A 14,857-nucleotide genomic window follows, 5' to 3' on the forward strand; every position below is an offset into this window, starting at 1 on the left:
GGGGCTTGGTAGCGCTACCATATGACTTTACTTTCACCCATGTCCGTATGAAAAAATTACTCGCATCTGCATTCCTCGGTCTGGCCGCCACGGTAGGTGCCTATGCCCAAGCATGGCCCGAGAAAACCGTCACCCTGGTGGTGCCGTTCCCGGCAGGCGGTTCCACCGACTCGGTGGCCCGTGCCTTGAGCCCCCGGCTCACCGAGAAGTTCAAGCAAACCGTCATCGTGGACAACAAGGCCGGAGCCACCGGCACCATTGGCGCCACCTTTGTCAAACGTGCGCTGCCCGATGGCTACACCTTGCTGGTGACCTCGCTGGGCCCTCTGGCAATTGCCCCGCACCTGATCAAGGGCGTGCAATACGACGCGTTGAAAGACTTTGACACCATCACCGTGGCGGTACAGGCCCCCAATGTGCTGGTGGTGCCCGCCAATTCGCCGCATAAATCGCTGGCCGATGTAGTGGCCTTCCAAAAGGCCAACCCCGGCAAGATGACCTTTGCCTCCTCGGGCAACGGCTCCAGTGACCACCTCACCGTGGAGCTGTTCTGGCAGCAAACCGGTACCAGCGGCCTGCACATTCCGTACAAGGGCGGCGCACCGGCAATATCAGACCTGCTGGGCGGGCAGGTGGATGCGTCGTTCCAGAACATCAATGCGGTGCTGTCGCAGATCAAGGGTGGCAAGCTGCGCGCCCTGGCCGTCACCAGCGCCAAGCGCTCTGAAGTGTTGCCCGAGGTGCCCACTATGGCCGAGGGGGGCGTGAAAAACGTCGAGGTCTACTCTTGGCAGGCGGTGGTCGCACCCAAGGGTTTGCCTGCCGATGTGCGCAGCAAGCTGCACGCCGCCATCGTGGCCGCGCTGGCCGATCCGGTCATCAAGCAGCAGTTTGGTGCGCTGGGGTTTGAAACCATCGCCAACACGCCAGAGCAGTTTGCCGTCTTCCAGGCCAGCGAGTTTGCCCGTTGGAAGCGCGTGATCGAGGCTGGCAAGATTACCGCCGACTAAGCCCATCCCCATTTCGAAAGCACATTCCATGACCACCCATTCCACCCCCGTCATCACTGCTCTGCGCGCTATTCCAGTGGCCGGCCGCGACAGCATGCTGCTCAACCTCAGCGGCGCGCACAGCCCGTTTTTTACCCGCAACCTGCTGGTCCTGACCGACAGCGCTGGCCGCACCGGCGTGGGCGAAGTGCCCGGTGGCGAAAAAATCCGCCAAACGCTGGAAGATGCCGCCGCCTTGGTGGTCGGCCAGCCCATCGGCTCCCACCAGCGGGTGTTGCAACAGGTGCAACAGCAGTTTGCCGACCGCGATACCGGCGGGCGCGGGCTGCAAACATTCGATTTGCGCACCACCATCCACGCCGTCACCGCCATCGAATCCGCTTTGCTGGATTTGCTGGGCCAGCACCTCGACGTGCCGGTGGCCGCCTTGCTGGGCGAGGGCCAGCAGCGCGACGCGGTAGAGATGCTGGGCTATTTGTTCTACGTGGGCGACCGCACCCAAACCGACTTGCCTTACGCCACCGACCCTGGTGCCGACAACGACTGGTTCCGCCTGCGCCACGAGGCCGCGATGACCCCCGAATCCGTGGTGCGGCTGGCGGAGGCCGCCCGCGAGCGCTATGGCTTCAACGACTTCAAGCTCAAGGGCGGCGTGCTGCGCGGCGAGGCAGAGATCGAATCCATGCACGCGCTGCATGCCCGTTTCCCCGAGGCCCGCGTCACATTGGACCCGAACGGCGGCTGGCTGTTGAAAGACGCAATCCGTTTGATGCGCGACATGCGCGGCGTGGTGGCCTATGCCGAAGACCCGTGCGGTGCCGAAGACGGCTTCTCGGGCCGCGAGGTGATGGCCGAGTTCCGCCGTGCCACCGGCCTGCCCACGGCCACCAACATGGTCGCCACCGACTGGCGCCAACTCAGCCATGCGCTGTCTTTGCAGTCGGTCGATATTCCGCTGGCCGACCCGCATTTTTGGACCATGGCGGGCTCGGTGCGGGTGGCGCAGACCTGCCGCGACTGGGGCCTGACCTGGGGCTCGCACTCCAACAACCACTTTGATGTGTCGCTGGCCATGTTCACCCACGTGGGGGCTGCTGCGCCGGGCCGTGTTACCGCCATCGACACCCACTGGATCTGGCAAGACGGCCAGCGCCTGACCAAAGAGCCGCTGCAAATCCAGGGCGGCATGGTGCAGGTGCCCAAAAAGCCCGGCCTGGGTGTGGAACTGGACATGGCCGAAGTCGAAAAAGCCCACCAGCTCTACAAACAGCACGGCCTGGGCGCACGCGACGACGCAATGGCCATGCAAAGCCTGATCCCCGGCTGGAAGTTCGACCCCAAACGGCCCGCGCTCGACCGTTGAGCTTGTCTGGAGTTTTTAAGTAAAAATAGCCTGTAGCGCATATGGAATATGCGGCTACAGCTATGAAATAAGAAGCAAATACACGACTTTAATGCACTTCTGCGCCGCATGTTCGACGCAGTCGTAGCCGCCGCCCAGCCCGCGTTGTGCCTGCCGCCGCCGCCAAGCACTCCCACTGGCCGCACCATCGCCATCGCGCGGGCAAAGCCTCGGCCGCAATGGCGCGGGCGCTGGAAAACCACTGGAGCGGCCCGCTGGAGGGCCTGGTCATCACCGCTACGGCTACGAGCTGCCGTGCCAGCGGATTGAAATTGTGCAGGCCGCCCACCCGGTGCCAGATGCCGCCGGGCTGCAAGCGGCAGAGCGCATCCGCCAGCGGGTGACCGGTCTGACGCTGGCCGACAAGCTGGCCGACAACACCGCGCTGCTGCACAGCGGAGCCAGCATTTCCGAGATGAACTGCGTGCGTCGCCACCTCTCCAGCCTCAAAGGCGGGCGGCTGGGCACCAACCCGCGCAACAGCCTGGACAACAACGACACGCACAGCTTCTTCCAGGCGCTGGGCGACTCGGTGGTAACCGGGCCGACCTTAACCAACGTAAACGACTTTCGGGCGATCCTGATCGAGGGCTAGCCCCGCCCCAAAAGGGGCCGTCCAGCCCTTTAGAATCCCCGTATGTCTTATCTCGTGCTCGCCCGCAAGTACCGTCCGCGTAATTTCTCTGAAATGGTGGGGCAGGAGCACGTGGTGCAAGCCCTCAGCAACGCCCTGACCACCCAGCGCCTGCACCATGCGTATCTGTTCACGGGTACGCGCGGCGTGGGCAAAACCACCGTGTCGCGCATTCTGGCCAAATCGCTCAACTGCCAGGGCGTAGATGGCACAGGTGGAATCACCGCCAGCCCTTGTGGAGTCTGCGCAGCATGCTCTGCTATTGATAGTGGCCGGTTTGTCGATTACACCGAGCTGGATGCCGCCTCCAACCGGGGGGTGGACGAAGTGCAGGCCCTGCTGGAGCAGGCGGTGTACAAGCCGGTGCAGGGCCGCTTCAAGGTCTTCATGATCGACGAAGTGCACATGCTGACCAACACCGCGTTCAACGCGATGCTGAAAACCCTGGAAGAGCCACCCGAGTATCTGAAGTTTGTGCTGGCCACCACCGACCCGCAAAAAGTGCCGGTCACCGTGTTGTCGCGCTGCCTGCAATTCAACCTGCGCCCTATGGCCCCGGAAACCGTGCTGTCGCACCTGACCCAGGTGCTGGCCACCGAGGGCGTGCCGGCCGATACCGGGGCGCTGCGCCTGCTGTCGCGCGCCGCACGGGGCTCGATGCGCGATGGCTTGTCCTTGACGGACCAAGCCATTGCTTTTGGCAATGGCCAATTGGTTGAGGCCACCGTGCGCCAGATGCTGGGCAGCGTGGACCGCAGCTACGTGTTCCGCCTGATCGACGCGCTGGCCCAGGGCGACGGAAAAACCGTGGTGGATACCGCCGAGGCCCTGCGCCTGAACGGCCTGAGCGCCGCCTCCACGCTGGAAGAGATGACCAACGTGCTGCAACGCATGGCCGTGCTCCAGGCCGTGCCCGGCATGCCCGTGGATGAGACCGACCCCGAGGCCGCCGATACCGCCCGTTTGGCCACAGCCATGCCCGCCGACGAAACCCAGTTGCTCTACAGCCTGTGCCTGCATGGCCGTGCCGAACTGGGCCTGGCGCCTGATGAGTACGCCGCCTTGACGATGGTGCTGCTGCGCCTGCTGGCCTTCAAGCCCGGCAGCGCGGTGCGCCAGTCGGCTGAAAAAAAAACTCTGAATGAACCCATTCGGGCGGCTTTACCGCTGCCTGCGCCGGTTGCGGCTGCCAAGCCCCTAGCGCCCCAGGCTGCGCCGCCAGCCATTGCAGTACCTGTACCTGCTCCTGTCGCCGCCCCTGTGCCTGCCCAGCCCACCGTGCAGGTATTGCCCGTGCGCGTGCAGGCCGAACCCAGCGAACGCCTGCAAGCCCGCCCCGTTCCGGTTGCCACGCCCCCCGTGCACACGGTAGATGGCGACTACTGGCACGCCACGGTGCAGCAACTGGTGGCGGCAGATGCCGTGGGCGGGCTGGTGCGCGAACTGGCTTTGCAGTCGCAACTGGTGGCGGTGGACGGCAGCCATTGGCGGCTGCGCATCGAGCGCGAATCCCTGAGCCAGCCCATGAGCCGCGAGCGCCTGCGCGTGGCCCTGGAGACGGTAACCCCCAACGCCACGCTGGACATCGAAATTGGCAGCGTGGCCGACAGCCCGGCCAAGCGCAATGCGGCGGCAGCGAATGAAAAACAACGCATCGCCGAAGAGATCGTCCTGGGCGATCCGCTGGTGCAATCCCTGATGCGAGATTTTGGTGCGAAGATCGTGCCCGGTACGCTAAAACCCCTTTAATTTCAATTACTTAACTAGGAAAAACCATGTTCAATAAAGGACAACTCGCCGGCCTCATGAAGCAGGCCCAGTCGATGCAAGACAACATGAAAAAAGCCCAGGACGAACTGGCTTTCATCGAAGTCACCGGTGAATCCGGCGCAGGCTTGGTCAAGGTGCTGATGACCTGCAAGCACGACGTGAAGCGCATCACCATCGACCCCAGCCTGCTGGCCGATGACAAAGACATGCTGGAAGACCTGGTCGCCGCCGCTTTCAATGACGCAGTGCGCAAGGCAGAAGATGCCAGCCAGGCAAAAATGGGCAAGTTGACGGCTGGCATGCCCGGCCTGCCCGGTGGCATGAAATTCCCCTTCTAATCATATTTATGCTTTTTAGGCCGCTAGCGCATATAGAACGTGCGGAGGTAGCTATTAAAAATGTAGCATCCTGCGTGCAGGTGCTGCATGTCTGATTCCAGTGCCTTGAACGCCCTGATCCAGGGTTTGCGCCGTTTGCCTGGCGTGGGGGTGAAGTCGGCCTCGCGCATGGCGTTTCACCTGCTCCAGCACGACCGCGAGGGCGCGCAGATGCTTTCACAGGCCTTGGCGCAGGCGGCGGGCAACGTCAAGCACTGCACGCTGTGCCATACCTTTACCGAAGAGGCCATCTGCGACACCTGCCAGGACGAAACGCGGGACGCGTCCAAGCTGTGCGTGGTGGAAAACCCGGCCGACCAGTCGGCGGTGGAGCGCACGGCGGCCTTCAAGGGTTTGTACTTTGTGCTGATGGGCAAGATCAGCCCGCTGGACGGGGTGGGGCCCAAAGACATCGGTCTGCAAAAACTCATCGACCGCGCCAGCAACGGCGTGGTGCAAGAGGTGATTTTGGCCACCAATTTCACCGCCGAGGGCGAGGCCACGGCCCACGTCATCAGCGTAGCCCTCAAGGCGCGGGGCTTACAGGTCACGCGACTGGCACGCGGCGTGCCGGTGGGCAGCGAGCTGGAATATGTCGATTTGGGCACCATCGCCCATGCATTTGTGGATAGGCGTTAACCCGTAGGTCAAGGTGTTACGGACAAACCCGCACGGGGATGTTCCCAATGTGTAACAAATGCATGAGCCTTAAGCTGCGGCAAAGTCCACCCGCATGTCTACCTACCCACTTCCACGCCGCTCCTTTATGGCGGCGGCCCTTGTCGCCGCTGGTGGTATAGCGACATCCACACGGGCCCAGAATAAGCTGGAAAAACCCCGTTTGGCGTTGGCAGTGGATGGCGAGGCGGCGCTCTACCACCTGCCGTTAACGATTGCCGACCAGTTGGGCTATTTCAAGGCCGAGGGGCTGGAGCTGGAGATCAGCGACTCGATCGGTGGGGCCCGTTCACCCCTCATCTTGCCGGGTAGTGCGGCCGATATTTTTGCCGGGCCATTTGAAAACACCATCTACAGCCAGCCCAGGGGGCCGCTGTACCAGTCGTTTGTGTTGCAGGGCAGGGCACCACAAATTGCCTTCGGCGTGTCTATTCGCAACCTGCCGGAGTACCGAGGGGTGGCCGATCTTCGGGGTAAAACAATTGGCGTGGCGGCGTTGAATGCCCCCTCGCACATGGTCGCCAATGTGGTGTTAGCGCGTGCCGGTGTCGGGCTTGGCGAGGCCCAGTTTGTCAGCGTGGGTTCTGCCGGAGGTGCTTTGTGGGCCTTACGCTCGGGCCAGATTGATGCCCTTTGCAACACCGACCCGGTGATGGGCATGCTGGAACAAAAGGGCGAGATCAAAATCGTCACGGACACCCGCACGCTCAAGGGGACGCTAGACCTGTTTGGCGGCAGCATGCCTTCCGCCTGCCTGTATGCCCCCTTGGCATTTGTTCAAAAAAACCCCCGCACTGTGCAGGCGCTGGCAAACGCCATCGTGCACGCACTGAAATGGCTGCAAACCGCCGGGCCGAGCGACATTGTCAAAATCGTGCCCGAGAGCTATTTTCTGGGCGACCGTGCCGCCTATCTGGCCGCCTTCAACAAGGCCCGCGAGGCCATTTCACCCGATGGCTTGGTGCCCGAAGAGGGCCCTAAAACGGCCCTGACGGCCTTGGGCCGTTTTGACTCCGTCGTCAAGACAGCCAAAATCGACCTGGCTAAAACCTATACCAATGATTTTGCCCGGCGGGCCAAAGAACGCTACCGAGCCTGATTTGCTGGCAGGTTCTTAGGGTTTTTTCTTTTGGCTAGGGGCAACAGTTTTTACGGGTTTCACCGTTTTGCTGCTTGCACTGGCCTTGGCGGGGAGCGTCGGTTGCCCCTTTTTTCGTGCGCTGGTCGGCGCACTGGCGCGCTCGGTGCTGCGGGCTTGGGCGATGCGTACCGGTAAATACAGCACCACTTGCTGCCCAGCTTTCAAGACGGCGCTGGCCTTGGTGTCGTTCCAGTCGGCCACGTCGCTGGCGCTGACCCCAAAACGCTTGGCGATGCTGGCGACAGTGTCGCGCTTGCCTGCCTTGACCGAGGTTTTGCGGTTCACGATCTCGGGGGACAGGCTGAGTTGCGCGTTGTCGGCCACATGCCCACTGACGTCGCGCATGCTGGCCGAGCGCGGCACGATGAGGGCCGAGCCGGCCTTGATCAGCATGCGCGGCGGGATGTTGTTGACGCTGCGCAGGTCGTATTCGCTCATGCCCACCTGCTGTGCGGCGGCGCTCACGCTCATGGTGCTGGGCGCGGTCCAGGCGGTCCAGCTGGCGTACTGGCCTTGGGTGTAGGCATCGAAGTTGCGGGTAAAGACGGTGGCGTTGTCCCAGGGCAGCAAGATTTGCGGCGTGCCTGCGGCCAGGATCACATTGCGGTGGGCAGAGGGGTTGAGTGCCTTGAAGTCGTCCAGCTTCACATTGGCCAGCTTGGCGGCCAGCGCCACGTCGATGTCACGCGAGATGTCCACACTTTGGAAGTAGGGGTGGTTTTCAATCAGCGGCAGCTCGGTGCGGAACATGTCGGGGTTGGCGATGATGTTCTTTACCGCTTGCAGCTTGGGCACGTACAGCCGGGTCTCATTGGGCATGTTGAGCTCGGAATAGGTAATGCCCAGCCCGGCCTTTTGGTTGCGGGCAATGGCCCGGCTGACGCTGCCTTCGCCCCAGTTGTAGGCCGCCAGTGCAAGTTGCCAGTCGCCAAACATGCCGTAGAGCTTTTGCAGGTAGTCCAGGGCGGCGCGGGTCGAGGCCAGTACGTCACGCCGGTCGTCGCGGAAGATGTTTTGCTTTAGCTCGAAGTAATTGCCGGTGGCGGGCATAAATTGCCACATGCCTGCGGCCTTGGCGCTGGAGACAGCCTGCGGGTTGAAGGCGCTCTCGATATAGGGCAGCAGGGCCAGTTCGGTCGGCATGCCCCGGCGCTCCAGCTCTTCCACCACGTGGAACAGGTATTTGCTGGAGCGTTCGGTCATACGCTGGATGTAGTCCGGGCGGGTGGCGTACCACTGCTCGCGGTCCAGCACCAGATCGCTTTGCAGGTTGGGCATGGCAAAGCCCCGGCGGATGCGCTCCCACAGGTCGGCGGGTGCTTTGAGTTGCGCCACACCGCGTGAAGCGGCTTCGGCGGCGGTGATGGGCTGTAGCGTGCCACGCGGGTACACCGCAGTGTGCGGTGGCTGTGCGGGCTGGAGTACGGGTGTGGGCAGTGTTGGCGGCAGATCGGTGGGGGCCACCGCACCGGGCTGGGGCCCGACGGTGGCGCAGCCTGTAAGCCACAACAGGGCGGACAGACTGGCAAAGTGGATAAATTTCATTAAAACTGGTTTTTCCAGGTGCGAAGTGCGCCTAAAACGCTGGCTTCGTCGAGGGTGGATGCATCGAACGCGTGGGCCGCTTGTTGAACGGCCACTTCGCGGGTGCGCAAAAAGGGGTTGATTTGAAGCTCCAGTGCGATGCTGCTTGGCAGCGTTGGCACACCGGCCTCACGCTTGGCGACGCACTCGGTCTGGTATTGAGCCAGTGCGGCGTTGTCTGGTTCCACCATGCAGGCAAATTTAAGGTTGCCCAGGGTGTATTCGTGGGTGCAGCATACCCGGGTGTTACCGGGCAGGGCGGCCAAGGCGCTCAAAGATGCCAGCATTTGCGCGGGCGTGCCTTCAAACAAGCGCCCACAGCCGCCTGAAAACAGGGTGTCGCCGCAAAACAGCAGGGGTGCGCCCATCCAGTCGGGCGCAAAGTAGGCAATGTGCCCGGCGGTGTGGCCCGGCACGTCGAGCACCTCAAACGCAATGCCCAGCGCGGCGATGCGGTCGCCCTGGCGGAGTGGGTGCAGCGGCGCGGGGATGCGTTCACGGGCCGGACCGTACACGGCGGCCCCGGTGGCTTCGCGCAATGCGTCCACGCCGCGCACATGGTCGGCGTGGTGGTGGGTGACTAAAATGGCTTCCAGCTGCAAACCGTGGTGTTGCAGCGCGTGAAACACCGGCTCTGCATCGCCCGGGTCCACCACCAGCGCACGCTGTCCATCGTGCACCATCCAGATGTAGTTATCGGCAAAAGCAGGCAGGGCAAGCAAGTTCATGGGCGATCGAATTATAGGTTTGCATGATTGGCTACAGACCCCGCCGGGCCGGTATCTGCTGGACTGGGAGCGCAGCCGTTTCGACGCCGCCGTGGCAGATATGTTTGGCTACCACGCGCTCCAGCTCGGGTTGCCAGAGTTGCCGGGCTTGCAGAATAACCGCATGCCGCACCGCTGGCTGGCCATGCATACACCCGCCACGCCCGCTTTTGCGCCTAGCTTTGCGTGCGACTTTGCGGCCCTGCCGTTCTCAGAAAACAGCCTTGATTTGCTTTTGCTACCCCACGCGCTGGAACTCAGCCCCGACCCCCACGCCACCCTGCGCGAGGTGGAGCGCGTGTTGGTGCCTGAAGGCCGGGTGGTCATCTCGGGCCTGAATCCCTTGAGTCTGTGGGGAATACGCCAGCAGCGTGCCCGGCTGGCCGACCGTTTTGGCCTGGGCGAGCGGTATTTGCCCGAACTGGGCGACATGATCGGCTATTGGCGCTTGCGGGATTGGCTGCGTTTGCTTGGTTTTGAGGTCGAATCGGTGCAGTTTGGTTGTTATCGACCCGCCGTGCGCAGTGCCGCCTGGTTGCAACGGTTTGCCTGGATGGACCCCATTGGGGAGCGTACCTGGCCGATTTTGGGTTCGGTGTACTTTGTGGTTGCTGTCAAACGGGTGCGCGGTATGCGTTTGTTGGGGCCGCCCTGGAAGGCTTCCAAAGCCCTGGCGAACGCGCCGGTTCCGGTGGCCCAGAAGCGTGCCAGCCGGGATACGCACCGGGATGCGTAATCTCTCGGCTGGGGCGGGTGTGCACCCGGGCTTTCAGAAGGTGGCTGACACCGAGAGTGCGTAGGTGCGCCCTGAGTTGGTTAGCAGTTCGATATCTCGCTGGTCACGCGCGACCGAGGGCTGTAGGCTGCGGGTGCTGGCATAGTCCCAGTAGCGTTTGTTGCCCAGGTTGTAGACCCCGGCGCTCATGCGCCATGTCTTGTTGATTTGCCAGTAACCGGCCAGATCGAAGACGGCATACCCCGGTACATTGAATAGCTGTGTGGTGGAGTCCGTTACGCTGGTGCCCGCAGTATTGGAGTAGCTGTCGCGATTGGTTGCGGTGGCTTGCTTGGATGTCGCAAAGGTACCGAACAAATTGAGGCCCCATGCCTTTTGCGGAGCATCGTAGCCCGCACCAATCACCGCTTTGGTGGGTGGAATGCTGTCTAGATCGACCTTTTTATCGCCTTGGTAATAGGACTTGGAGCTGCCGTTGCTCACGCCCAATGCCCAGGTGCTGTAGAAGCCCTGTAGCCCTGGCGACCAGACACCGTGCTCCAGTCGGGTGCTGACATCAAACCCGTAAATGGTGGCTTCGTCCCGGTTCTCCGCCTGGTAGATGATGGAGAGATTGCTCGGCACATTGGTGAACATGGACGGGTTGGCCGCCCGTGTGTAGCGCGTATAGGCAATAAAGTCTTTGTACTTGCTATAGAAGACCGAGGTATTCAGTGTGATGCCTTCAGCGGGGGCACCTTTCAGGCCGATGTCGATGGTGTCGCTGGTTTCCTTCTTGAGATCGTGGTTACCGATCAGTGCGTACTGGGTTGCGCTGTAGCTGGAGTTCATGTTCCAGGAGCCGAATACCTCGCCCGTGGACGGCGCACGTCCACCGTGTTTGTACTGCGCATAGGCACTGAATTGCGGGGTCAGGTCATATACCAGGGCCAGGCTGGGGCTCACGATGGTGCTGGATGCCGGGCTGCCATAGAGCTTGGTGGCTTCGGCCAAGGTCAGTGCGCCAGACACAAAATCTTGTAGATTGCGCGACTCGGTTTCCACCCGGTCCACGCGGATGGCGGGTGTGAGGGCCAAACGTTTGCCAGCGGCCGTGAAAGTGATCTCGTCTTGCAGGAAGAGGCCTGTGCGGTTGGTCGTGGTGTCTGGCTGGGGCTTCATGTAGCCTGTGACGGCCCAGGGGCGCTCAGCTTTCTCGATGGAAGCGTTGAAGCCCGCACTCAGCAGGTGGTTGTCTATGCGCTTGTCGGCCGCAGTAGACAGGCCCCAGCTTTTCGTCTTGGTGCCCGACACATTGCGGACGGTTGAACCGCTTGATAAGGTGGTGGTGTCCGTCACATCGTTGGTGCTTGCATCCTGGAAGTACAACCGGGTATCGATCCGATCGACAAACGCCTTCGCAGGCGCCCATTTGTGGCTCAGTTGGAAGGTATTGCGATCGGTGGTTCCGTCCTGTTTGGAGTTTTCACTGATGGCGGTGTTGGCAGTGTTCCAGCCATCGAACACACTTTTGTTTTTGCGCTGGTACAGGTCTGCGGACAGTACCAGGCGGTTTTCTGCATCTACTTGCAGGCCGCCTTTTAGCAGCAGCGCATCCGAACTCCAGTCGTTTTGGTAGCTTTTGACACTCTCGCTGTTGTTGCTAGTGGCATGGCCATCACGCCGCGAATAAGCGAGCAGTCCGTCCCAGGGGCCCGAGCTTGCGGCTGCTGTGACGCTTTCATTGCGGGAGCGGTTTGCCGTGTCGTAGCCCAGCTTGGTGTTGAAGTAAGACGTTTTCCCATCCTTCAGGTAGTACTCCGGGGCCTTGGTCCGAAACCCTACGGCACCGCCAATTCCACCTGCATTGCGGCGTGCTGAGGTGGTGCCTGAGTCGATTTCGGCTGCTATGTACATCTCCGGGTCGATAAAGTCGCGGCCAACCCCAAAAGTATTGACACCCACGCGGCCCACATAGGGCCGCGAGGCGGCGCTGGGCATCTCTACGCCATCAATGTCCAATCCAATGCGATTGCCCTCCACCCCACGAATGTTGTAACCCGTGGTGCCGCTGCGATCGAAACTGTTTTTGTTGCGGCTGGCACCCGTGGCAACGCCAGGCGCAGACACCAGCGGCTGGTAGCGCACCACGTCTTCCATGCTGTTGGCCCGCTCCAGCTGCTCGCCATCTACGGTGGTGCTGGCACCGGGCTGGCGGTTCGCGGCCTCTTTTTCAGCCCTTACTTCCACCGGTTTCAGCGTCTGCACGGCAGGGGCTTGCGTTGCCTCGGCGGAAGTTTGTGCCCAAATGGTGGCTGGTAGCGCCCCGATCAAAGCCGCCTGGATAGCCGTTACCAGCAGACGCTGGCGCGGCACCTGCATCCATTGGGGTTTAGATGCTTTCGTCGCCGTTGTGTTGCGAAGGTATTCCATGACTGCTAACTCCTTTACGATGAATTTTTTGTGCCGCATCCACCTTTGATTACCGCGTGTAATTACAAGTGAGAATGATTTGTATTTAGATTTTACGAATCGTAACATGTTGATCCAAGGCCGCTTGCCAGCACAAAAAATTAAATTTTTAGGGCCCACGCAAGTTCCCCGTGTGTGCCAGCAGGCGACACAGGGGTGCTGCATAAGTCCTATTTATGTAGCAAGCTCTGCTGTTAGCTTGGGCGCTAGCCCCCAAGCTAACGTGCATGGATTCGGGTACAGCGCACCCCGAGCTATGCAAGTTGTTGCAAGCCAAGATCCTGGCGGGAGCACCTGCGGTGCAAGCGCCGACCCCATCCAATGCCGAACAGACACATTCGGGTCAACGTATCTGGTAAAAACGTAGCCTATTTGCATCTAGAGAGCTGTTTTGAACCATATTGATATGTATACCGACGGTGCCTGCAAAGGCAATCCTGGCCCAGGCGGCTGGGGCGCTTTGCTGACCTGGAGCGGCACCGAGAAAGAACTGTTTGGTGGCGAGCTGGCCACCACGAACAACCGCATGGAAATGATGGCCGTAATCGAGGGCTTGAGCGCCTTGAAGCAGCCTTGCAGCATTACCCTGTACATCGACAGCCAGTACGTGCTCAAGGGCATGACCGAATGGCTCAAGGGCTGGAAGGCACGCGGCTGGACCACCGCCTCCAAAGAACCCGTGAAAAACGTAGACCTGTGGCAGCGCCTGGACGCGCTGGTCAACACCGCCGGCCACAAGATTGACTGGCGCTGGGTCAAGGGCCACGCTGGCCACCCCGGCAACGAGCGCGCCGATGCGCTGGCCAACCGGGGCGTGGATGTCGCCCTGGGCAAACGGTAAGCAAGCACATGGCAGACCACAGCTTCAGTAGTTTCCTCTGGCACGACTACGAAACCTTTGGTGCCAATCCCCGGCGGGACCGCCCGGCCCAGTTTGCCGCCATCCGCACCGATGCCGAGCTGAACGAGATCGGTGCGCCGATGATGCTGTACTGCCAGCCCGCACCCGACTTTCTGCCCGACCCGCAGTCTTGCCTGATCACCGGCATCACCCCGCAAATCTGCATGCAACGCGGCGTGCCCGAAGCCGCGTTTGCCAGCCAGATTGAGCAAGCCTTCAGCCAGCCCGGCACCATCGGCGTGGGCTACAACACCATCCGCTTCGACGACGAGATCACGCGCTTCATGTTTTGGCGCAACCTGATTGACCCCTACGCCCGTGAATGGCAAAACGGCTGTGGCCGCTGGGACCTGCTGGACGTGGTGCGCACCGCCTACGCCCTGCGCCCCGACGGCATCCAGTGGCCCACCAAGCCCGACGGCAGCCCCAGCTTCAAATTAACCGATCTCAGTGCCGCCAACGGCCTGCTGCACGAGGCCGCGCACGATGCCTTGTCTGACGTGCGTGCCACCATCGCTCTGGCGCGCCTCATCCGCACCGCCCAGCCGCGCCTGTTCGACTTCTGCCTGGGCCTGCACACAAAAGACCGCGTGGCCGCCGAGCTGGGCCTGCCCACCACGGTACAAACGGCCAAGCCGTTTTTGCACATTTCCGGCATGTTTCCCGCGCAGCAAGGCTGCCTGGCCCTGATGTGGCCGTTGGCCATGCACCCAAACAACAAAAACGAGCTGATCGCTTGGGACTTGGCCCACAGCCCGGCAGAGCTGGGCCAGATGAACGCGGCCGACATCCGTCTGCGCCTGTTCAGCAAGGCCGAAGATTTGCCCGAAGGGCTGGCCCGCCTGCCCATCAAAACCATCCACCTGAATAAGTCGCCGATGGTGGTGGCCAACCTGAAAACCCTGTCGCCCGCGCTGGCCGAGCGCTGGGGCCTGGTGGGCGACACCTTGCGTGCCCACGCGGCACAGGTGCGTGCGCTGCCCGACATGAGCGCCATCTGGCCCGAAGTCTTCAGCCGCCCGGCGCTGGAACCCATGGATGTGGACGAAGACCTGTACGGCGGCTTTGTGGGTAATGACGACCGCCACCGCCTTAACGATTTGCGTGCCTTGTCACCCGAAAAATTGACCGATGCCCGGGCCCACTTCGACGATCCCCGCCTGGGCGAGCTGCTGTTTCGCTACCGTGCCCGCAACTTCCCCGCCACGTTGACACCGGAGGAGGCCGCCCGCTGGGAGGCCCACCGCGCCGCCCGCCTGTTTGACGGCGAGGGCGGTGCCCGCACCATCGAAGGCCTGTTTGCCGAGATCGACACCTTGTCTGAAACGGCAGACGAGCGGGGCGAAGAGATTCTGGGTGCCCTGTACGATTACGCCGAAGCCATCGCCCCCGACCGCGATTAACCC

13 protein-coding genes and 1 pseudogene are annotated in these 14,857 nt (G+C 61.9%); 11 read left to right on the forward strand and 3 right to left on the reverse strand.

Going from position 1 to position 14,857, the window contains the following annotated elements; all coding sequences use genetic code 11:
• Nucleotides 1–47: 47 nt before the first annotated feature.
• From AC0969_RS15780 to AC0969_RS15815, 8 genes and pseudogenes are all read left to right on the forward strand, one after another.
• Nucleotides 48–1,010, forward strand: coding sequence for a Bug family tripartite tricarboxylate transporter substrate binding protein (locus AC0969_RS15780; RefSeq protein WP_479625102.1), 963 nt, complete (start codon nucleotides 48–50; stop codon nucleotides 1,008–1,010).
• Nucleotides 1,011–1,038: 28 nt separating this feature from the next.
• Nucleotides 1,039–2,373 (forward strand): glucarate dehydratase, encoded by a 1,335-nt coding sequence (gene gudD, locus AC0969_RS15785; RefSeq protein ID WP_479625103.1) that lies wholly within the window; start codon nucleotides 1,039–1,041, stop codon nucleotides 2,371–2,373.
• A gap of 108 nt (nucleotides 2,374–2,481) precedes the next feature.
• Nucleotides 2,482–2,875 (forward strand): annotated as a pseudogene (locus AC0969_RS15790) (DUF4147 domain-containing protein); the annotation flags it as partial.
• 21 nt (nucleotides 2,876–2,896) lie between these two features.
• Entirely contained in the window at nucleotides 2,897–3,007 is a 111-nt protein-coding gene (locus tag AC0969_RS15795) for an MOFRL family protein (protein WP_479625162.1), read from the forward strand.
• Between the two features lie 42 nt (nucleotides 3,008–3,049).
• Nucleotides 3,050–4,795 carry a DNA polymerase III subunit gamma/tau gene (gene dnaX / locus AC0969_RS15800; protein ID WP_479625104.1) on the forward strand — a complete coding sequence of 582 codons (1,746 nt, stop codon included), beginning with the start codon at nucleotides 3,050–3,052 and terminating at the stop codon, nucleotides 4,793–4,795.
• A 26-nt stretch (nucleotides 4,796–4,821) separates the two neighbouring features.
• Nucleotides 4,822–5,154 carry a YbaB/EbfC family nucleoid-associated protein gene (locus AC0969_RS15805; RefSeq protein ID WP_479625105.1) on the forward strand — a complete coding sequence of 111 codons (333 nt, stop codon included), beginning with the start codon at nucleotides 4,822–4,824 and terminating at the stop codon, nucleotides 5,152–5,154.
• A gap of 87 nt (nucleotides 5,155–5,241) precedes the next feature.
• A complete protein-coding gene (recR, locus tag AC0969_RS15810) occupies nucleotides 5,242–5,832 on the forward strand; it encodes a recombination mediator RecR (protein ID WP_479625106.1) in 591 nt (196 codons plus the stop codon).
• A gap of 94 nt (nucleotides 5,833–5,926) precedes the next feature.
• Nucleotides 5,927–6,970, forward strand: a complete 1,044-nt coding sequence (locus AC0969_RS15815; RefSeq protein ID WP_479625107.1) for an ABC transporter substrate-binding protein — start codon at nucleotides 5,927–5,929, stop codon at nucleotides 6,968–6,970.
• A 15-nt stretch (nucleotides 6,971–6,985) separates the two neighbouring features.
• Here the strand turns inward: AC0969_RS15815 and AC0969_RS15820 are convergent, their stop codons facing one another.
• Together AC0969_RS15820 and gloB are read right to left on the reverse strand one after the other, a co-directional pair.
• Nucleotides 6,986–8,557, reverse strand: coding sequence for a transglycosylase SLT domain-containing protein (locus AC0969_RS15820; RefSeq protein ID WP_479625108.1), 1,572 nt, complete (start codon nucleotides 8,555–8,557; stop codon nucleotides 6,986–6,988).
• Nucleotides 8,557–9,324 (reverse strand): hydroxyacylglutathione hydrolase, encoded by a 768-nt coding sequence (gene gloB, locus AC0969_RS15825; RefSeq protein ID WP_479625109.1) that lies wholly within the window; start codon nucleotides 9,322–9,324, stop codon nucleotides 8,557–8,559. Before gloB ends, AC0969_RS15820 begins: the two co-directional genes overlap by 1 nt.
• On the opposite strand from gloB, the gene AC0969_RS15830 reads away from it, so the two are divergent.
• Complete coding sequence (locus tag AC0969_RS15830; protein ID WP_479625110.1) at nucleotides 9,323–10,099, forward strand: methyltransferase domain-containing protein; 777 nt, start codon at nucleotides 9,323–9,325, stop codon at nucleotides 10,097–10,099. The genes gloB and AC0969_RS15830 overlap by 2 nt on opposite strands.
• A 33-nt stretch (nucleotides 10,100–10,132) precedes the next feature.
• On the opposite strand, the gene AC0969_RS15835 is transcribed toward AC0969_RS15830, so the two are convergent.
• Nucleotides 10,133–12,511, reverse strand: coding sequence for a TonB-dependent hemoglobin/transferrin/lactoferrin family receptor (locus tag AC0969_RS15835; protein WP_479625111.1), 2,379 nt, complete (start codon nucleotides 12,509–12,511; stop codon nucleotides 10,133–10,135).
• Nucleotides 12,512–12,956: 445 nt separating this feature from the next.
• On the opposite strand from AC0969_RS15835, the gene rnhA reads away from it, so the two are divergent.
• Together rnhA and sbcB are read left to right on the forward strand one after the other, a co-directional pair.
• Nucleotides 12,957–13,391: a ribonuclease HI gene (gene rnhA / locus AC0969_RS15840; RefSeq protein ID WP_479625163.1), complete on the forward strand. Its 435-nt coding sequence runs from the start codon at nucleotides 12,957–12,959 to the stop codon at nucleotides 13,389–13,391.
• Between the two features lie 8 nt (nucleotides 13,392–13,399).
• Nucleotides 13,400–14,854 (forward strand): exodeoxyribonuclease I, encoded by a 1,455-nt coding sequence (gene sbcB / locus AC0969_RS15845; protein ID WP_479625112.1) that lies wholly within the window; start codon nucleotides 13,400–13,402, stop codon nucleotides 14,852–14,854.
• Nucleotides 14,855–14,857: the final 3 nt, after the last annotated feature.

It is taken from the genome of Rhodoferax sp. LB1P47 (assembly GCF_056521445.1).